The 19,424-nt window shown below is 71.1% G+C and carries 17 protein-coding genes; 7 read left to right on the forward strand and 10 right to left on the reverse strand.

Features of this window, described 5'->3' with window-relative positions; translation table 11 throughout:
• The first annotated feature begins 1 nt into the window (after window position 1).
• Both EJ357_RS03080 and EJ357_RS03085 read left to right on the forward strand, forming a co-directional pair.
• Window positions 2-2,818, forward strand: a complete 2,817-nt coding sequence (locus EJ357_RS03080; RefSeq protein ID WP_126388343.1) for an NHLP bacteriocin export ABC transporter permease/ATPase subunit — start codon at window positions 2-4, stop codon at window positions 2,816-2,818.
• 258 nt (window positions 2,819-3,076) lie between these two features.
• Window positions 3,077-4,543 carry an alpha/beta fold hydrolase gene (locus EJ357_RS03085; RefSeq protein ID WP_228472941.1) on the forward strand — a complete coding sequence of 489 codons (1,467 nt, stop codon included), beginning with the start codon at window positions 3,077-3,079 and terminating at the stop codon, window positions 4,541-4,543.
• Between the two features lie 20 nt (window positions 4,544-4,563).
• Here EJ357_RS03085 and EJ357_RS03090 read toward each other — a convergent pair whose 3' ends face one another.
• From EJ357_RS03090 to EJ357_RS03135, 10 genes are all read right to left on the reverse strand, one after another.
• On the reverse strand, window positions 4,564-5,094 hold the full coding sequence (locus tag EJ357_RS03090; RefSeq protein WP_126388345.1) for an SRPBCC family protein: 531 nt from the start codon (window positions 5,092-5,094) through the stop codon (window positions 4,564-4,566).
• Window positions 5,095-5,100: 6 nt separating this feature from the next.
• A complete protein-coding gene (locus EJ357_RS03095; protein ID WP_126388347.1) occupies window positions 5,101-5,469 on the reverse strand; it encodes an ArsR/SmtB family transcription factor in 369 nt (122 codons plus the stop codon).
• Window positions 5,470-5,560: 91 nt separating this feature from the next.
• Window positions 5,561-6,172 carry a TetR/AcrR family transcriptional regulator gene (locus tag EJ357_RS03100; RefSeq protein ID WP_126388349.1) on the reverse strand — a complete coding sequence of 204 codons (612 nt, stop codon included), beginning with the start codon at window positions 6,170-6,172 and terminating at the stop codon, window positions 5,561-5,563.
• A 47-nt stretch (window positions 6,173-6,219) separates the two neighbouring features.
• Window positions 6,220-7,122: a 3-hydroxybutyryl-CoA dehydrogenase gene (locus EJ357_RS03105; RefSeq protein ID WP_126388351.1), complete on the reverse strand. Its 903-nt coding sequence runs from the start codon at window positions 7,120-7,122 to the stop codon at window positions 6,220-6,222.
• Between the two features lie 33 nt (window positions 7,123-7,155).
• Window positions 7,156-8,328, reverse strand: a complete 1,173-nt coding sequence (locus tag EJ357_RS03110) for an acyl-CoA dehydrogenase family protein (protein ID WP_126388353.1) — start codon at window positions 8,326-8,328, stop codon at window positions 7,156-7,158.
• A gap of 44 nt (window positions 8,329-8,372) precedes the next feature.
• Window positions 8,373-9,545: an acyl-CoA dehydrogenase family protein gene (locus EJ357_RS03115; protein WP_126388355.1), complete on the reverse strand. Its 1,173-nt coding sequence runs from the start codon at window positions 9,543-9,545 to the stop codon at window positions 8,373-8,375.
• 29 nt (window positions 9,546-9,574) lie between these two features.
• Window positions 9,575-11,641: an acetate--CoA ligase family protein gene (locus tag EJ357_RS03120; protein ID WP_126388357.1), complete on the reverse strand. Its 2,067-nt coding sequence runs from the start codon at window positions 11,639-11,641 to the stop codon at window positions 9,575-9,577.
• A 1-nt stretch (window position 11,642) separates the two neighbouring features.
• A complete protein-coding gene (locus tag EJ357_RS03125; protein WP_126388358.1) occupies window positions 11,643-11,834 on the reverse strand; it encodes a ferredoxin in 192 nt (63 codons plus the stop codon).
• A gap of 77 nt (window positions 11,835-11,911) precedes the next feature.
• Window positions 11,912-13,147: an NADH-ubiquinone oxidoreductase-F iron-sulfur binding region domain-containing protein gene (locus tag EJ357_RS03130; RefSeq protein ID WP_126388360.1), complete on the reverse strand. Its 1,236-nt coding sequence runs from the start codon at window positions 13,145-13,147 to the stop codon at window positions 11,912-11,914.
• Window positions 13,148-13,169: 22 nt separating this feature from the next.
• Window positions 13,170-13,595, reverse strand: a complete 426-nt coding sequence (locus EJ357_RS03135) for a hypothetical protein (RefSeq protein WP_126388362.1) — start codon at window positions 13,593-13,595, stop codon at window positions 13,170-13,172.
• A 442-nt stretch (window positions 13,596-14,037) separates the two neighbouring features.
• Here EJ357_RS03135 and EJ357_RS03140 point away from each other — a divergent pair, with 442 nt between their 5' ends.
• The 5 genes from EJ357_RS03140 (at window position 14,038) to EJ357_RS03160 (ending at window position 19,398) form a co-directional block, all read left to right on the forward strand.
• Window positions 14,038-15,216 (forward strand): aromatic ring-hydroxylating oxygenase subunit alpha, encoded by a 1,179-nt coding sequence (locus tag EJ357_RS03140; protein ID WP_126388364.1) that lies wholly within the window; start codon window positions 14,038-14,040, stop codon window positions 15,214-15,216.
• A 207-nt stretch (window positions 15,217-15,423) separates the two neighbouring features.
• Complete coding sequence (locus EJ357_RS03145; RefSeq protein WP_126388366.1) at window positions 15,424-16,548, forward strand: polyamine ABC transporter substrate-binding protein; 1,125 nt, start codon at window positions 15,424-15,426, stop codon at window positions 16,546-16,548.
• A gap of 3 nt (window positions 16,549-16,551) precedes the next feature.
• Complete coding sequence (locus EJ357_RS03150) at window positions 16,552-17,445, forward strand: ABC transporter permease (protein WP_126388368.1); 894 nt, start codon at window positions 16,552-16,554, stop codon at window positions 17,443-17,445.
• A gap of 11 nt (window positions 17,446-17,456) precedes the next feature.
• A complete protein-coding gene (locus tag EJ357_RS03155; protein WP_228472943.1) occupies window positions 17,457-18,323 on the forward strand; it encodes an ABC transporter permease in 867 nt (288 codons plus the stop codon).
• Window positions 18,324-18,327: 4 nt separating this feature from the next.
• Window positions 18,328-19,398: an ABC transporter ATP-binding protein gene (locus EJ357_RS03160; RefSeq protein WP_126388372.1), complete on the forward strand. Its 1,071-nt coding sequence runs from the start codon at window positions 18,328-18,330 to the stop codon at window positions 19,396-19,398.
• The last annotated feature ends 26 nt before the right edge of the window (window positions 19,399-19,424 follow it).

The following is a 19,424-nucleotide window of genomic DNA, read 5'->3' on the forward strand; positions in this document are numbered from 1 at the left end:
GATGACCTCCGTCCACGAGGGTGACCTCGTCCTCGACGCGCTCGGTCAGATGGGCACGCGCATCGACTGCGCCGGATTCAACCGCCTGGACCTCGAAGGCCCGCAGGTGCTGTGGCTGGTCGCGTCCGGCGCCGTGGACCTGTTCGCGGTCGACGCCGGGCAGCAGGGCCACTGGCATCACCTCGGCCGCCTGGAGGCGGGCTCACTGCTGCTGGGCCCGGTCGCCGGACCGCAGCACACACTGGTGGCCCGCCCGCTCAGGGACTGCGTGGTGCACCGCATAGGGCTGCGCGAGCTGTACCAGCCGGCCAACACCCAGACCTGGTCCTACGACGAGTACGGCAACCCGCAGTACGTCCCGCCGCAGACGAGCCCCCTGGAGTACGCCCTCGCCCTGGGCGTCGGCCGCAGCCTGACCATCCTCTTCCAGGCGCCCATGGCCACCGAGCGGGCCGCCGAGGTGACCGACGACGACGTCTTCTGGATGCAGGTGCCGCCGGGCAGTGTGCAGTACGGCTCGCTGTACGGCGCGGAGGCGGCCGCCGACCTGCTGATGGACCCGGCGGTCTGGCAGTCCATGGTCGACCAGCAGTACCGCCTGCTGACCACGCTGGACCGCTGGATCGAGCAGCTGGAGCGCACCCACGAGTCGCGTACGGCCGAGGGCATCAAGGCCGGTGAGGCGGTGCGCGCGCAGGCCGACCGGACGCTGCTGGCCTCCATCGGCAAGCGCAGCGACAAGCGGACGACGGCCGCCGACGCGGACGCCAGCTACGCGGCCTGCAAGCTGGTCGCCGAGGCGGCCGGGATCACCCTGGCGGAGCCCGCGCAGAGCGGCACCGAGAGCGACCGTCTCGACCCGGTCGAGCGGGTGGCCCTCGCGTCGCGCGTGCGCACCCGGGCCGTACGGCTGGACGGGCGGTGGTGGCGGGACAACGTAGGGCCGCTGGTGGGCCACCGCGCGCTGTCGGGCGCGCCCGTGGCGCTGCTGTGGCGGCGCGGCGGCTATGTCGCCGTCCATCCGGCGACCGGCCGTGAGACACCGGTCGAGAAGGCCAACGCGGAGGAGTTCGAGCCGCGCGCGGTGATGTTCTACCGTCCGCTGCCCGACCGCGCGCCCAGTCCGCTGCGACTCCTGCGGTTCAGCATGCGGGGCACGGGCGGCGATCTGACGAACCTGCTGATCAGCGGCCTGGTGACGGTCGCGATCGGTGCGCTGGTGCCGATCGCGACCGGCAAGGTGCTCGGCGAGTTCGTGCCGAAGGCCCAGACCGCGCTGATCGTGCAGTTCTGTCTGGCCGTGATGATCAGCAGCGTGGTGGCCGCGGCGTTCATGCTGCTGCAGAACCTGACGATCCTGCGTCTGGAGGGCCGGATCGAGGCGACCCTCCAACCGGCCCTGTGGGACCGGCTGCTGCGGCTTCCCACGAAGTTCTTCACCGAGCGCTCGACCGGCGAGCTGGCGAGCCAGGCCATGGGCATCAGCGCGATCCGCCGCCTGATGGCCGGAGTCGGCCCCGTCGTGGCGCAGTCGGTGACGGTGGGCGCGATGAACCTGGCGCTGCTGTTCTGGTACAGCGCGGCGATGGCGCTGGCCGCGATCGGCATGCTCGTCGTCATCGCGGCCGTGTTCCTGGGGCTCGGGCTGTGGCAGGTGCGCTGGCAGCGGCGGCTCGTGGTGCTCGGCAACAAGCTGAACAACCAGGCGTTCCAGACGCTGCGCGGCCTGCCGAAGCTGCGGGTCGCGGCGGCGGAGAACTACGCGTACGCGGCCTGGGCCGACCGGTTCGCGCGCAGCCGTGAGCTCCAGCAGAAGGTGGGGCGGATCAAGAACCTCACCGCGGTGCTGGGCGCCGTGTATCTGCCCCTGTGCACGCTGGTGATGTTCATGCTGCTCGCGGGCCCGGCGCGCGGCTCGATGTCCGCGGCGGCGTTCCTCACCTTCAACACGTCGGTGACGATGCTGCTGACCTCGGTCACCCAGCTGACCGGCGCATTCGTCTCGGTGGTGGCCGCGCTGCCGCTGTTCGAGGAGATCAAGCCGGTGCTGGACGCGACGCCCGAGGTGCGCACGGCGAGCACCCGCCCGGGCCCGCTGACGGGGTCGATCGAGGCTCGCCGCCTGTCCTTCCGGTACTCCGACGACGGTCCTCTGATCCTCGACGACGTGTCCTTCGACGTACGCTCCGGCGAGTTCGTGGCGATCGTCGGCCCGAGCGGCTGCGGCAAGTCGACGCTGCTGCGCCTGCTGATCGGCTTCGACAAACCGGTGTCCGGGAGCGTGCTCTACGACGGCCAGGACCTGTCGGCGCTCGACCAGTCGGCGGTGCGCCGGCAGTGCGGGGTGGTGCTCCAGCACGCCCAGCCGTTCACCGGGTCCATCCTGGACGTCATCTGCGGTACGGAGCCGTACACGCCGGAGGAGGCGATGGCGGCGGCCGAGATGGCGGGGCTCGCCGAGGACATCAAGCGGATGCCGATGGGACTGCACACCATCGTCTCGGGCAGCGGCGCGGTCTCCGGCGGCCAGCGCCAACGGCTGATGATCGCCCAGGCGTTGATCCGCCGCCCGCGCATCCTCTTCTTCGACGAGGCGACCAGCGCCCTGGACAACGAGACGCAGCGCACGGTCATCGAGTCGACCAAGGCCCTCAACGCCACCCGCATCGTCATCGCGCACCGCCTGTCGACGGTGCTGGACGCCGACCGCGTGATCGTCATGGAGGACGGCAAGGTCGCCCAGCAGGGCCCGCCCGCACAACTCCTCGCGGACACGAACGGGCGGCTGCACGAGCTGGTACGGCGCCAGATGGCGTGAGTGCGCATCAAGTCCGGGGAAGCTTCGGGGGTTCGTCCGGCAACCCCTGGGGCGTCGCCCCGGAGACGGCCCTGACCCCGCCCCCGAGCCTTCCCTGATTCCCGTCCCGCACGGTTGTGCCCCCGATTGGATCACTGTCACGTTGATCATGCGGGCGACCCCCGTGATCCGTTTCGCAGGACTTTCGGAAGGGACTTCATGCAACCGCTCTTCAGGGCTCTCACCGGAGTGCTCGCCGCCGGATTATTACTGGCCGGAGTGTCGATCCCGATCGTGGAGGCGGCGGAAGCCGACCCTCGCGGCCATGGCTCCACCAAGCCGCGGGCGATCAACTGGAAACCCTGCCCGCAGGACGCCACGGCGGAATGCGGGACCCTGCGCCTGCCCGTCGACCGGGCCCGGCCGACGGGCGGGACGTTCGACATGGCGGTGGCCCGGCGCAAGGCGACCGATCCGGATCGCCGGGTGGGTGTACTGCTGGTCAACCCGGGTGGACCGGGCGCTTCGGGCGTGGCCTTCGCGGTGGACCAGGCCAAGTCCCACTTCAGCCCGGACATCCAGGAGAGGTTCGACATCGTCGGCTTCGACCCGCGGGGCGTCGGCCGCAGCCATCCGGTGAAGTGCTCCACCGAACTGCTGAGCCGACAGCCGTCGGTCCACCCCCGCAACCAGGCGGAGTTCGATCGACTCGCCGAGTTCAACCGCGCGTTGCGCGAGGACTGCCGACGCCACACCGGCCCGCTCTTCGACCACGCCGACACCTTGAACGTCGTCCGGGACATGGACGCACTCCGCGGGGCGCTGGGCGAGGAGAAGATCAACTACTTCGGCCACTCCTACGGCACCTTGATCGGCGAGCAGTACGCGGAGGAGTACGGCGACCGCATCCGGACCATGGCCCTGACCGCGAACATCGACCACAGCCTCGGCGCCCGGGAGTTCCTCGTCTCCTCCGCGGCCGCCGCCGAGGACTCCTTCCACCAGTTCGTGAAGTGGTGCGACCGCACCAGCTCCTGCGCCCTGCACGGCCGGGACGTCACCGCCGTATGGGATCGCCTGCTCGCCAGGGCGGACCGGGGGGAGATACGCGATCCGCACAAGCCGGACCGGGTCCTGAGTGCGTACGAGATCACCTTCTACGCCTTCAAGGAGAAGTTCTACGGGCCGGACTGGGACGAGCTGGCCACCTATGTGGCGGGCCTGGACGCGCAGGAACAGAACGAGCCGCGACGATCCGCGCAACCGCGGCAACACCGGCCGCCGTTGCCGCAGGCAGCGGACGAGCAGACGAAGGCGGAACCGTTCTACGCGGTCTTCTGCCAGGACTGGCGTATCCGGCCGAAGGACCACCGGGAGTACGCCCGGCTGACCCAGGCCGAACTGCGGGCCGCACCGCACATGCGCGGCTCACCCCGTGTGCATGCCGCCGTGGCCGGCTGCATAGGCTGGCCCGACGAGGTGAACAACCCGCAGCACCGTCTGCACGTCACCGACGCGCCCAAGATCCTGATGCTGCATTCGCGGCACGACCCGGCGAACCACTTCACGTGGGCGGCCAACGTGCACCGGCAGACCCGCGGGACGACCGTCCTGCTGCCGTACGCGGGCGCCGGACACAGCGTCTACGGGCGCAGTGCCTGCACTCGTGACGCCGTGGACGACTACCTCACGCAGTTGAGGACTCCGAGTGCCGGAAGCGAGTGCGCCCCCGCCGGGACGCACTGACCGCACCGCCCGCGCCCGGATCAGGCGTCGACGCCCGGGACCGGGGCGCCGGAGGGGACGCCTGCGGTCACATAGCCGTCGTAGATCTCCTTCCAGGGCGCCTCGGCCCCGGCGTGCGGCCCCTCGAAGCGTTCCCCGCGCGCGTGAGCGTCGAGGGCGGCCAGGCAGACCTCCCAGCCGGCGCCGTTGCGGGCGGCCGTGTTCTCGGCGGCGAGGACGTTGGTGAGCGTGAAGCGAGTGCGCCTGTCGTCCAGGGCCTCCAGGTCGAAGTGCAGCTCGTCGCCGCCCCACTCGAAGGACAGGTGCCGGGGCTCGTCGACGGCGATCACTCGGCCGGTGGAGTCCTCCATGTGGGGGTCGCCGCCGAACCTGATCGTGCCGCCGGGGCGCAGATCGATGTCGGCGCGGGAGGGGAACCAGTGGGCCAGTTCGTCGGCGTCGGTCACGAACTGCCAGACGCGCTCGACGGGATGGTCGTAGGTACGGCTGAAACGGACGGCCGGGCGGCCGTCGTCCAGGGTCAGAAAGGTGCCGGTGAGGTCGGCGGTCATGGTGGATCAGTCCTTCGTGGTGGGTCCCTCGGTGTCGTGCGGGGTCTCGTCCGACGCCTCCCGCCCTGTCTCGTCGAGACGGCGGCCCAGGGCGTCCAGGCTGCGGTTCCACAGCTTTCTGTACGGGGCCAGCCAGGCGTCGAGCGCGGCGATGGGGGCCGGGTCGAGGGCGTAGACGCGGCGCTGGGCGTCCTGCCGCACCCGTACCAGGCCCGCCTCGCGCAGCACCTTCAGATGCTTCGACGTACTCGGCTGGCTCAGCCCGCACCCCTCCACGATCTCGCCCACGGGCCGCGGCCGCTCCAGCAGCAGCGCGACGATGGCCCGCCGGTGGGGATCGGCGAGGGCGCTCCAGAGGGAGGCGTCGTCGGACATGAGACCAATATGCCTCGGCGGTTATATGTCCGTCAAGGAATACACAACGGTCGAGGGATACGACAGCTCCGACCGTTCTCCCTGGTCGGGGTCACTCCGTCGGCACCGCCGCCGGCAGGCCGAGGGCGGTGGAGACATGGCGCCAGATGGAGGTGAGGGCCGTGTCCAGGGTGACGGTCGGGTCGCGCAGCATGAGGCGGATGCCGTAGCCGTCGCTCAGGGACAGCACGAGGGTGCTGAGGTCGTCCACGTCGGTCGGAGTGAACTCACCGGAGGCGATGCCCCGCCGTATCGCGTCGGACACCCAACCGTGCAGCTGGGCGTACAGGTCCACGGCGAAGACCCGGGTGGTCTCGTCGCGCAGCGCCCGCACCCACAGTTCCTGCCACAGCCGCCAGTCCTGGTGGAGTTCGGGATCGGCCGGCAGCAGGTTGCGCAGGATGCGGGCCAGGATGACCGCCGCCGGTGCCGTCTCCGCGTCGCGTTCCAGGTCGACGGCGGTGTTGGCGAAGGAGTGGGTCATCGCCTCGGTGAACAGCTTCTCGCGTGTGTCGAAGTGGTAGTGGAGCAGCGCCGTCGACACCCCGGCCCGCTCGGCGACCATGCGCATGCGGATCTTCTCGAAGCCGATGTCGGCGATGACCTCGCACGCCGCGGTCAGGATGCGCTCGCGCGTGTCTGCCGTGCGCACCTTCGTGGACACCCTGCCGCTCCCCTCGTTCTGTGGTCGTAGGCCCTGACCATCTTCCCTCACGGCCGCCTCGCCGGTGCCGGTGCGTCGCGATGCGGCTCCTCGTCGTACGCGTGGAAGCCCCGCCCGGACTTCCGCCCCAGCAGCCCGGCCTCCACCATCCGGGACAGCAGCGGGGGCGGTGAGTACTGGGGCTCGCGGAACTCCGCGTACAAGGACTCGGCGATGGCCCGTGTGGTGTCGAGACCGATCAGGTCGGTCAGGGCCAGCGGCCCGAGCGGGTGCGCGCAGCCGAGGACCATGCCGCGGTCGACGTCCTCGACGGTCGCGCTGCCCGACTCCACCATGCGGACGGCGGCCAGGAGATAGGGCACGAGCAGCGCGTTCACGACGAACCCGGCCTTGTCCCTGGTCCGGACGACCTCCTTGCCGAGCGTGCCGGTCACGAAGTCCTCGGCCCGTGCCGCGGTGGCGGGCGAGGTGAGCAGCGACGGCACCAGTTCGACGAGCCGCAGGACCGGTACGGGGTTGAAGAAGTGCACGCCGACGACGCGATCCGGGCGGGATGTCGCGGCGGCGAGCCGGATGACCGGTATGGAGGAGGTGTTGGTCGCGAGGATCGCACGGTCCTCGGTGATCACCGAGTCGAGGCGGGTGAAGACGTCGACCTTGAGGGCCTCGTCCTCGGCGACCGCTTCCACGACCAGGTCGTGGTCGTGGAGTGCTTCGAGCTCATGGACGACGGTGACCAGGGCCGCGGCCACCTCCCGTCGTTCGTCGCTCAGTCTGCCGTTGGCGGTCGCGCGGTCGAGCGAGCGGGTGATGCGGAGGCGGCCGGCCCGGGCCGCCTCCGCGTCGCGCTCCACGACCGTGACCGGTACGTCGGCGCGTGCGCAGACCTCGGCGATGCCGGCGCCCATCAGCCCGGCGCCGACGACTCCCACGCGCTTGATGTCGGTCATCCGTCTCCCTCTCTGCGGTCTGCGTGGTTCGGGTCAGGCGCTGGGCAGGTCCAGGACCCCCGAGCCGCGCTTGACGAGCTCGTTGGCGATGATCAGCCGCTGGATCTCGGAGGTGCCCTCCCAGATCCGGTCCACGCGCAGTTCGCGGTAGAGCCGTTCGACGGCGTACGAGCGGTCGTAGCCCCGCCCGCCGTGGATCTGCAGGCACCGGTCGACGACCCGGCCCGAGGCCTCGCTCGCCGAGAGCTTGGCGATGGCCGCCTTGGCGTGCAGCGTCTTGCGGTCCTCGGCCGAGGCCTGGTCGATCTCCCAGGCGACCTGGTGGGTGTAGGCGCGGTTGACCGCGATGTCCACCGCGCTGTCGGCGAGCATGCCCTGGATCAGCTGGTACGAGGAGATCGGCGCCCCGAACTGCTCGCGCTCCACCGCCCAGTCACGCGCCAGCTCCAGCGCCCGCTCGGCCGCGCCGACGGTGCGGGCGGCGATCATCAGGCGTTCCTCGGTGAACCAGGAGCGGGTGATGTCGTACCCCTCGCCGACGCCGCCGAGCACGGCGTCCTCACCCACCTGCACGTCGGTGAAGGTGAACTCGGGGTGTTCGTACACGAAGGTGTGCATCCAGCGCGGGACGCGCGTCATCTCTGTGCCGGGGGTGTCCTTGTCGACGAGGAAGAGGGTGGGGGCGCGCTCGGGGCCGGCGGCCGCGAGCACGATCAGGAAGTCGGCGTGGTCGCCGACGGTCACGAACCACTTCTCGCCGTTGAGCACCCAGCCCCGGTCGTTCCTGGTGGCGGTGGTGGTGAGGTTCTGCGGGTCGGAGCCGGCGCCGGGCTCGGTGACGGCGTAGCAGTCGCGCCGCTCGCCCTTGATCACCGGGACGAGGAAGCGCTCACGCTGCTCGGGGGTGCAGAAGCGCAGAGCGTTGGCCGGGCGCCACACCATGTCCCACAGGGCACCGGTGAGCCGCCCCAACTCCTCCTGCACGGTGACCTGTTCGGCGATGGTGAGACCGGCGCCGCCCCACTCGGCCGGCATGTTGACGGCCTGGAGCCCGGCGTCGAGGACGGCGTCACGGACCTTGGCGTGCGCGTCGGCGGACAGGCCGTTGTCCTCCTCGCACTGGATCTCGTACGTGGCGATGAAGTCGGTGAGGGCGCGCGCGTCGGCCTTGAGCTGAACCTGGCGCGGGGTGAGGCGGAAGTCCATGGAAGTCCTCGCTGGGGAAGGGCTGTTGCTGGTGAAGGGCTGTTTCAGTGCGTGGGCAGGGCCAGGGCGCGGGTGCCGCGCTTGATGAGCTCGTTGGCGATGATCAGCCGCTGGATCTCGGAGGTGCCCTCCCAGATCCGGTCGACGCGCAGCTCGCGGTACATGCGCTCGACGGGGTAGGTGCGGTCGTAGCCGCGCCCGCCGAAGATCTGCAGACAGCGGTCGGCGACCCGCCCGGCGGCCTCGCTGGCGGCGAGCTTGGCGGTGGAGGCCTTGGCGTGCAGCGTCTTGCGGTCGGTGCCCGGCTGGTCGGCTTCCCAGGCGACCTGGTGGGTGTAGGCACGGTTGACGGCGATGTCCACGGCGCAGTCCGCGAGCATGCCCTGGATCAGCTGGTACGAGGAGATCGGCGCCCCGAACTGCTCGCGCTCCACGGCCCAGTCGCGGGCGAGTTGCAGGGCGCGCTCGGCCGCGCCGACCGTGCGGGCCGCGATCATCAGGCGTTCGTCGGTGAACCATTCCTTGGTCAGCTCGTAGCCGTTGCCGACACCGCCGAGCACGTCCTCGTCGGACACGAAGACGTCGGTGAAGGTGAACTCGGGGTGCCCGTTGACCGCGGAGTGCATGAAGTGCGGGACCCGGGTCATCTCGACGCCGGGCGCGGCCCGGTCCACGAAGAACAGCGTGGGCTGCCGCTCGGGTCCGGCGTCCGCCTGCACGAGCAGGAAGTCGGCGATGTCGCCGCAGGTGACGAACCACTTCTCCCCGTTGAGCACCCAGCCGCCGTCGGTGCGGTCGGCCGTGGAAGTGCCGGAGGACGGGTCGGACCCCGCGCCCGGCTCGGTCACCGCGAACGCGTCGAACTTCTCCGCGCGGATCACGGGCAGCAGGTACTTCTCGCGCTGCCGCTCGTCGCCGTACGCCAGAACGTTGGCGGGCCGCCAGGGAATGTCCCACAGGCAGTTGGTGACCTTGCCGAACTCCTCCTCCACGATGACCTGGTCGAGGAGGCTGAGACCGGCACCGCCCCACTCGGCGGGCATGTTGATGGCGTAGACGCCCGCGTCCATGGCGGCCTGGGTCAGCTCGGTCACGAGGTGCTGCGGCAGGGGTCCGCCGGCCTGCTCGGACTGGTCCTCGTACCGCATGAGCAGCCGTGCGTACTCGGCGGCGCGACGCTTCAGGTCGGCCTGCTCGGGGGTGTAGCGCATGTCCATTCGGACCTCCGTGGTCGGGCGAGGGGCAATCAGTCGAGTACGGCGCGGGAGTCCAGGGCGAGGACTCCGTCGGGGCGTACGAGCAGGGGGTTGACCTCGATCTCGGCGATCTCCGGGTGTGCGGCGGCGAACGTCGTGATCGTCTCTACGGCCCGCGCGGCGGCGGCGACGTCGACGGGCGGGCGGCCGCGCACCCCGTCGAGCAGTGCGGCGGTGCGCAGTCCGCGCAACAGGTGCAGGGCGCGGTCGGCGGGCACGGGGGCGAGGGTGAAGGCGACGTCGTGCAGTGCCTCGGCCAGCACGCCTCCCAGACCCACCATGGCGACCGGGCCGAAGCGCGGGTCCCGGTTGACGCCGACGATGAGCTCGATGCCGTCGGTCAGGTCCGCCATGGCCTCGACGGAGTAGGCGCAGGCATCGAGCCGGGCGTGCATCTCGCGGAAGGCGGCGAGGAGTTCGCCGGGGCCGGCCAGGCCCAGTGCCACGCCTCCGGCGTCGGACTTGTGGAGCAGATGCAGGGCCTTGAGGACGTAGGGGCCCGTGAACTCCTCGGCTGCGGCGAGGAGTTCGGCCTCGTCGTGGATCTCCCGGGCGGCGGGGAAGGCGAGTCCGGCCGCTCCGAGAGCGACGCGCGTCTCCATGTACCCGCTCTCGCTCATCGGGGAGGCGGGGCGAGGAAGAGGGGAGACGCCCGGTGAGGCCAGTGACCCCGGTGAACCCGTCGCCGTGGCGGCGAGTGCTCGGGCGGCGTCCTCGGTGGCTCCGAAGACCGGTATGCCGGCGGCGGCGAGGGTGCGGCAGCTGGGCGAGTCGGGGTACATCGACTGCACGACCAGGGGTTTGGCGGTGGCGCGGTGCCGGGCGGCGATGAGGCGTGCGGCGGCCTGTTCCCCGTCCGCGAGGGCCGTACCGCCTCCGCCTAGCCCGCCCTGCGCGGCCGCGTAGCCGCCGAAGTAGCCGGTCATCAGCACGGCGGCGACCTCCTCGGCCGCGAGCAGCGCGGCGACGATCTCCGCGTAGGACCCGGGGTCCTGCTCCCCCATCCCGGCGAGGTCCACCGGGTTGGCCACGGCCGACTGTTCCCACAGGGCTTCGCGCAGCCCCTGCCGCGTCGGCTCCCGGAGTTCGGGCACGGCGAGGCCGGTCGCCTCCACCGCGTCGGCGGCGATGACACCGTGGCCACCACCGTCCGTGAGCACGGCGACCCGGTGGTCGGCGGCCCGGCGCCCACCGTTCAACGCGGCCAGGACGACGGTGAGTTCACGCGGCGTGGCGACCAGCTCCACCCCGGCGTCCCGGCACGCCGCGGTCACGACGTCGGCCGAGGTGGTCAGCGCGCCCGTGTGCGACTGCGCGCTGCGCGCCGAGGCGTCCCCGCGCCCTGCGGTGAGCAGCACCACGGGCTTCCCGGCGTCGGCGGCCGCCTCGGCGAAGGCGCGCCCGTCGCCGAAGTCCTCGGCGTAGACCGCGATGGCCCGGGTGCCCTCGTGCCGGGCGCAGTCGGCGAGCAGGTCGACGAGGGTGACGTCGGCCTGGTTGCCGAGCGAGACGAAGCGGGAGAAGCCGAGGCCGTGCGGACGGAATCGGAGCTGGAGTTCGAGCGCGAGGTTCCCGCTCTGGCTCAGCAGCGCGACACCGCCGGGGGTGAACGTGTCCGACGCGAGGAAGAGGTCGGTGGTGTTGTCGGCCAGCCCCAGACAGTTGGGCCCGACCATCACGGCACCGGCGGCGCGCACCCGCTCGGCCACGGCGTTCTGCCGGATCCGCCCCACGTCTCCGGTCTCGGCGAACCCGGCGGTGATCGCTACGATCGCCCGCGCCCCGCACCGCAGGGCCTCGTCGACGGCGTCCTCGAACCCGGCGGCGGGCACGGAGACCACCGCCAGGTCGACGGGTTCGCCGATGGCGCTCAGGCTGGGCGAGGCGGTGCGTCCGAGTACGGTTCCGCCACGGCGGTTGACCAGGTGCACGGGACGACGGCCGTTAGCGCGAACCGCCTGGGCGGCGATGGCGTGGCCGTACTTGGCCGGGTCGTCGCTGGCTCCGACGACGGCGACGGAGACGGGGTCGAAGAGCGCCGACAGATCGCGTCCCATGTCACTTCACCAGCCGCAGCGCGGAGTTGGGGCAGGCGGCGACGGCGGCCTCGGCGGCGTCCTCGCCACCCGACGGCACTTCTGCGGCGCGCACCCGCGCATAGCCCCACTCGTCGAGGTCGATCAGCTCGGGCGAGGGTTCCTGGCAGAGGCCGTAGCCCTGGCAGCGGGTGGAGTCCAGCAGGAGTTTCATGGTGCGGTCCTTTCAGTACGGCGGGTTCGTGCGTGTCGGCTGGGGGGCGACTCGTGGGTCAGGGGCCGACTCGTGGGTCAGGGCACCGGCACCGCGAACCGGCGTCCGTCCTCGGACGCCGCGTCCGAGCACGCGGGGCAGCCGGAGCCCCGATGGGCGTCGACCTGATCGGGAAAGCGGTCGAGGAGGGTGGCGCCGATGCGTGCGGCGGCGTCGAGCAGCCCGCAGGCGCCACGGCCGGGCAGTTGCCGCGACCAGCGGTGCAGCTTCTCGACCGTGTCGTAGCCCGCCTCCCCGTGCGCCACCGCCGACAGTGCCCTGGCCAGCGCCCCGGTGCCCGAGACACACACCCCGCACTGCCGGGCGCTCTGCGCCCCGAGGTAGGCGGCGGCCTCGACGGCCACGGCGACCGGGCAGTCCTCCGGGCCGAGAAAGTGCAGCGCCCCACAACCGAGGGCCCCACCAACCGCGTTCAGGCTGTCGTGCCCGAGCGGAAGATCCGCCCACCCCTCGCCGTACAGCCCGCCGAAGAGCCCACCCAGCAGCACCGCATCGGCCCTGCCGTGCCCGGACAGATCGGCCAGGACCTTCAGATGCGTGCCGGCGGGCACCTCGACGAGCGCGGCACCACCACCTGGACCTGACACAGTCACCAGATGGGAGCCCGCGACGGGATCCGCCGCGTCGGGCCGCGAGTACATCGCCGCGACGCGGGCCAGCGTCTCCACGTTGGCGACCAGGGTGGGCGCGCCGCCGACTCCGCTCTCGAACGGGCGCGGGGGTTTGGCCGTGGGCAGCGCCGGGCCACCGTTGATACGGCGGACGACCGCGCTCTCCTCCCCCGCGACGTAGGTGTGCTCCGTCCGTACGACGTCGATGCGCAGCTCGGGGGCGCACTCGGCGAGCGCCCTTCGCACGGCCCGCTCGGCGGGGGCGTCGGAGAGATACACGAAGCCGCGCTCGGCGCCGGTCATGGCCGCGGCCAGCCGGAGTCCGTCGAGGACCACGTGCGGGCGATGCCGCAGCAGCCAGCGGTCCTTCACGGAACCCGGCTCGCCCTCCTCACCGTTGGCGACGACGACGCGCGGGCCCGGTGCGGCACGGACGGCACGGAGCTTGACCGCGGCCGGGAAGCCGGCCCCGCCCCGGCCGCGCAGTCCCAGGGCGGCGATCCGGTCGAGCAGGCGCTGGGGCGCGACCAGCGGCGCGTAGCCGCCGACGGCTAGGTAGCTGTCGAGGTCCTCGCTCCGGCCGAGCGGCGGGACGAGCAGGCCGTGCCGTCCTTCGGGGAGGAGGGAGATCACGCCGGTCATACGGTGCTCCTGGGCTTGCCGGTCATACGGTGCTCCTGGGCTTGGAGGGGCCGAAGAGTGCGGGCCCGGGGTGCGACCTCAGGCGGGCCAACGCGCGCTCCAGATCGCGCCGCTGCGTGGCGGTGCGCTCGTAGCCCGCTCCGGGCAGGCCGATCAGCATGCGGTGGTGATCGAGGACGACCTCGCCGGCCAGCAGCGCCGCCCCGGGGTCGGTGCCGGGGGAGCCCGCCGCGTCGACGACCAGGTCGGTGACTTCGCGCAGGTAGCGCAGCCAGCCGCGTTGTGTGCCCCGCAGCACCAGCCGCTCGACGCGGTGACGCTCGAGGGCGACGAGGGCCGACGGCGGGCGGCCGGGCGCCGGGGACCGCAGGGCGGCCACCGCGGCGGGCAGCTCCTGTTCGGGCTCCGGTGTGAGGCCGAGCCATACGAGACTGCGGCGAGCGCTCATGCGTGCCTCCGGGGTCGCACCGTTTCCGGGTGGTCCGGAGTCGCTCCATGTCCGGGTGCTCCGGAGACAGGGGTGGCGCGGCCATGACGTGGGACGGGGATGCTCCGGTGCCGTGACGCGAGGGGCGAGGGAGCTGTGCGGAGTGTCCGGATCGTTGGGCGGGGTGTACGGATCCGGACACTCGGCGTGGCGCGGACCGATGGCCCGCGGGCTTGCGGAATGCGCCTGGGCATCCGTCTGCGGGCCCCGGGCCATTCGCTCGCCACGAGACTAACTAACTAATTAGTCAGCTCACAAGTCTTGACTTGCCGCCACGGCGATCCCACTCTGACTAACCAATCAGTCAGCCGGATCCCGGCAGGTCCGCAAGCCGTACCCGCCCCTGTCCGGCCACGCCCTCACCGCCCATCGCCGCCGCAGCGGCGCGGAGGAGGACCCGCACATGAACCCCTCGACGACCCGGGCAGTCCGTGCCGTCTCCCCTGCCCCACCGCAGCCGCCCCCCGAGCATCCCGGGGAGGCCCTGCCGGCCCGCTACTACACGGATCCGGCCATCGCGGAGGCCGAGACCGGCCGCATCTTCGCCAAGTCCTGGCAGCTCGTCTGCCACGAGTCCGACCTCCCCGGCCCCGGCGCCCGTTTGACCGCCACCACCGCGGGCCGGGAGGTGCTGGTCGTGCGCACCGAGGGCGGCGGACTCGCCGCCCACCTCAACGTCTGCCGGCACCGCGGCACCCGCCTGGTGACCGAGCCGGAGCCGTCGGGCAAGGCGATCCGCTGCCCGTACCACGGCTGGACCTACAAACTGGACGGAAGCCTAGTCGGCGCGCCGGAGGCCCGCCGGATCCCCTGCCTGGACAAACCGAAGCTCGGTCTCCACCCGGTCAACGTGGAGTCCTTCCTCGGCTTCGTCTTCGTCAACCTCGACATGGAGGCGACTCCGCTGGCCGAGAGCTGTGCCGGACTGGCCGAGGCCGTCGGGCGCTACGCGGGGTCCGGCCTGGTGCCCGTCGGCAAGCACCGCATCCATGACCTGGCGGGAGGCGAGCAGCAGAACGCCAACTGGAAGGTGATCGTCGACAACTATCTGGAGGGCTATCACGTCCCCGTGGCCCACCCGGCGCTCATGCGGCTGCTGGACTACGCGGCGTACACGGTGGACGTCCAGGAGAACTACGTACTCTTCGAGTCCCCCCTGCGCGACAAGCCCTCCTCGAACTGGACCGAGCGGCTCTACCAGCGGCTGGCGACCCCGATGCCGGGGCTGACCGAGGCCGACCGGCGTGTGTGGCGGTACGCCGTGATCTATCCCAACACTCTCATCGACTTCTACCCTGACCACGTGCTCGCGTGGACCGCCCTGCCCACCGCCCAGGACCGGGCGGCGATCCCCGGCGCCTTCTACACCCGGCACGGCGAGAGCGTCCGTACGCGGCTGGCCCGGCGGCTGAACATCCACATCGGTTGGGTCACCAACGACGAGGACGCCGAACTGGTGGAGCGGGTGCAGGCCGGCCTGCGCACCCCCGGATTCGAGCCGGGTCCGCTGTCGCAGCGCGAGGCCGCCGTCGGCTGGTTCGCGCGCCGGGTCCGCGAGGACCTGGAGGGGGACGCTCGGTGACGGCCGCCCACACGGCCCCGTCGTCGCGCCCGCGTTCCGCCGCCGTACACCTTCCGCCGGCCCCGGCGTCGCCCTTACCGCGCGCCCTCTGATCCGCGCACGCACCCTCCCCCAGACCGGTCTTCACTACGGAATCAGGGCCTGAAGTGAGCCGACCAGCCGGTCCAGCCCTGGACTTGTGCCGTTCCTCGACGGAGAGGACGCTCCATGTCCCCCGAGGTACCACCCCCGTCCCGACGCGCCTTGCTGCGGGCGGGCGCCTGCGGCCTGATCGGCGCCGCGGCCGGCGGTTGCGGGTTCATGCCCGCCAAGAAACCCGACACCAAGCAGCTCGCCCCGGTCGAAGCGCGCGTCGACGGCGATCTCGTCTACTTCAACTGGGCCGACTTCGTCGACCCGTCCGTGTTCAAGGGCTTCGAGAAGGAGTACGGCGTCAAGGTCGTCCAGTCGAACTTCGACTCGATGGAAGGCATGGCGGCCAAGCTCAACGCGGGCAACCGCTACGACATCATCTTCCCCACCGCCAAATGGGCACAGCGGCTGGCCCGCGGGGGTCGGCTGCGCCGTATCGACCACTCCCAGCTCAGCCACTCGCAGGACATATTCGGCGCGTACCCGTACTTCGCCGACCCCTGGTACGACCCCGGCTCCGCGCACACCGTCCCCTTCACCGCGTACAAGACGGGCATCGGCTGGCGCCGCGACCGGATCGGTGAACTCACCGATTCCTGGCGGGACTTGTGGAGCGACCGGGCGAGCGGCAAGGTCTTCCTGCTGGACGACCGCGACGAGGTCCTCGGCATGGGCGCCCTCGCCCTCGGTCTCGACGTCAGCACCGGTGACACCGGCGACCTCGACCGCATCACCTCCCTGCTGGGCACTCTGCGGCCGCGGCTGCGCGGCTTCTCCAGCGACAGTTACAACAACCTCCTCAACGGCAACGCGCTGATCCAGCAGGCCTGGAGCGGCGACATGGCCGCCATGCTCTACCAGGCGAAGGACCCGTCCGTGTTCGGGTTCGAGGCCCCCGAGGAGGGCACGCCGATCAACACCGACTGCTACGCCATCCCCTGGAACGCGCCCCATCCCGGTACCGCGATGCTGTTCATCGACTACATGCTGCGGCCGGAGAACGTGAAGAAGAACATCGAGTACATCGGCTACCCGATGCCGGTCGCGGGCTCCGAGAAGACCTACGCCGATCTGGTCGAGCCCTTCCCGGAGTGCATGGTCACCCAGGACGACCTGAAGGCCGGCCTGTTCTTCCGCAACGGCGGCAGCGCGGCGGAGGACGCCCGCGACACCGCCTGGACCCATGTGAAGGCGGGTTGAGACATGGCGCTGCTCCGCCCCTCCTCACGCACCCGGCGCCGGGACGCGAACGGCACCCGTATCTGGACCTGGCTCATGCTGCCCGGCACCCTGTGGATGACCGGCTTCCTGATCGCCTCGCTGGTCCTCGTCGCCGTCCTCGCGGTCGGCACCACCGACGAACTCGGCAACCCCCGCTTCGGCTTCGACCTGGCCGGCATACGCGCCCTCGCCGACCCCGCCTACACCGAGGTCCTGGCCCGCTCCCTGGGCTATGCCCTGCTGACCTGCGTGATCTGTCTGCTGATCGCCTATCCGGTGGCGTACACGATCGCCCTGTACGGCGGCCGGTACAAGCACGCGCTGATCGCGGCGATCGTGGTGCCGTTCTTCGCCAACTACCTGGTGCGGATGTACGGCTGGTCGGTGGTCCTCTCCGACGACGGGCCGGTGCTGAGCGCACTGCGCGCGATCGGTCTGGCCGACGCCGGCACGAGGATCCTCAACAGCGGGTTCGGCGTGGTCGCGGGACTCGTCTACGGCTTCGTCGTCTTCATGATCATCCCGCTGTACGCGGCCCTGGAACGCCTCGACGTCTCCCTCATCGAGGCCGGCCGCGATCTGTACGGCGGCCCCGTGCGCACCTTCTTCTTCGTCACCCTGCCCGCCACCCGGCAGGGCGCGGCGGCCGGGCTCGTCCTGGTCTTCCTGCCCGCCATGGGCGACTTCGTCAGTGCCCAGCTCATGGGAGGCCCGGACCAGATCATGATCGGCAACCTCATCCAGGACAAGTTCTTCCAGGGCCAGAACTGGCCGCTCGGCTCCGCGCTCACCATGCTGCTGATGCTGGTCCTGCTCGTCGGGATGCTCGGCTACCTGCGGCGCACCCGCAAGGACGAGGCGGAGGCACTGCGATGACCCTGGTCCGCATGCCCTCCGCCACCGCCCCGGCGAGTCCGACCTCGCGGACCCGCGCCCGGCGCGCCCGCGCCCACCGCCGGCCCCGCGTTCTCATCGCGGTCACCGGGCTGTTCTTCGCCCTGCTCTACCTGCCCATCGCCGTAGTGGCCCTCTTCTCCTTCAACTCCCAGAAGTCCCTGACCGTGTTCGACGGGTTCAGCCTGCGCTGGTACCGCGCCTTCGTCCACGACGACGTGCTCATCGCCTCTCTCGGCACCAGCCTGCGCATCTCCCTGGTGGCGATGGCCGGTTCGGTGATTCTCGGGGTGGCGCTCGCGCTCGGCCTGGTCCGCTGCCGCACCCGGCTCGGCTCACTGGCCGGACTGGTCATGCTGGTGCCGCTGATCACGCCGGAGATCGTGACGGGCGTGGCGTCGATGCTGCTGTTCAAGGGCCTGGGCGTGCCCCTGTCCACCGCCACGGTGATGCTCGCCGAGATCACCTTCTCGATCTCGTACGTCACCGTCATCCTCCGCTCCCGGGTCGCCGCGCTGAACCCCGAGGTGGAGGAGGCCGCTATGGACCTCGGCGCCACCCGCTGGCAGGCGGTCCGGCTGGTGACGCTGCCGGCGCTGCTGCCCGCGGTGCTCGCCTCCGCCGTACTGATCTTCGCGCTGGTCTTCGACGACTTCGTCCTCGCCTACTTCACCACCGGCGTCGACCCGCAGCCCCTGTCGGTGCGCATCTACTCGGCGATCCGCTTCGGCGTGCAGCCCACCATCAACGCGGTCGGCACCCTGATGCTCGCGGGCTCCATCGCCCTGATCGCCCTGGCCCTGTTCATCCCGCGCCTCTTCGGCCGCCGCGGCGGCCTCGACATCCTCTCCGGGAAGTGACTCCATGGACGCGACCCCTGCCGTCCGGCTCGACGGCGTCTCCAAGCAGTTCGCCGACTCCTACGCCGTCCACCGACTCGACCTCGACATCGAGGCCGGACACTTCTACTCCCTGCTGGGCCCCTCCGGCTGCGGCAAGACCACGACGCTGCGCATGATCGGCGGGTTCAGCGACCCCACCGAGGGTTCGGTGCTGCTGGCCGGTGAGGACGTGACCGGCCTGCCGCCGAACAGGCGCAACGTCAACACGGTCTTCCAGAGTTACGCGCTCTTCGACCACCTGAGCATCGCCGACAACGTCGGCTTCGGCCTCAAGCGCCGCGGCGTCGCCAGAGCCGAGATACGGCAGCGGGTCGGCGAGATGCTGGAGTTGGTCCAGCTCGCCGGATTCGCCGACCGCAGGCCCCGTACCCTCTCCGGCGGCCAGCGCCAGCGCGTCGCCCTCGCCCGCGCGCTCGTCAACCGCCCGGCCGTCCTGCTCCTCGACGAGCCGCTGGCCGCCCTCGACCTGAAGCTGCGCCGGCAGATGCAGGTGGAGCTGAAGCAGATCCAGCGCGAGGTCGGCATCACCTTCGTGTTCGTCACCCACGACCAGGACGAGGCGCTGACCATGTCCGACCGGATCGCCGTGATGAACGAGGGCCGTATCGAGCAGTGCGGCACTCCCGAGGACATCTACGAGCATCCCGCCACCCGCTTCGTCGCCTCCTTCATGGGCACCTCCAACCTGATGACCGGCACCTACCGGGACGGCGAGGTGGCGCTGGAGAAGGGGCCCGCCCTGCCGGTCGGGACGCGCTCCGACATCGCGGACGGCAGCGCCGTCAGTGTGTCCGTGCGCCCCGAGAAGATCTGGCTGTCCGACTTCGAACCGGGCATGTCGATGCTCAGCGGGGTGATCCGCGAGACCGTCTACAGCGGCCCGACCACGACCTATCTCATCGAACTCGCCCCGGGCCTCACGCTGTCGGTGCTGGAGCAGAACACGGCCCGTGCCCGCATGGAGGACCGGTGGAGCGGCGGTGAGACGGTGGAGTTCGGGTGGCGGCCCGAGCACTGCCTGGTCCTGGCCTGACCGACCCCTTTTCTCTCAGGAAAGCG

The sequence above is a fragment of the Streptomyces cyaneochromogenes genome (assembly GCF_003963535.1).
GTDB classification, from domain to species: Bacteria; Actinomycetota; Actinomycetes; order Streptomycetales; family Streptomycetaceae; genus Streptomyces; species Streptomyces shaanxiensis.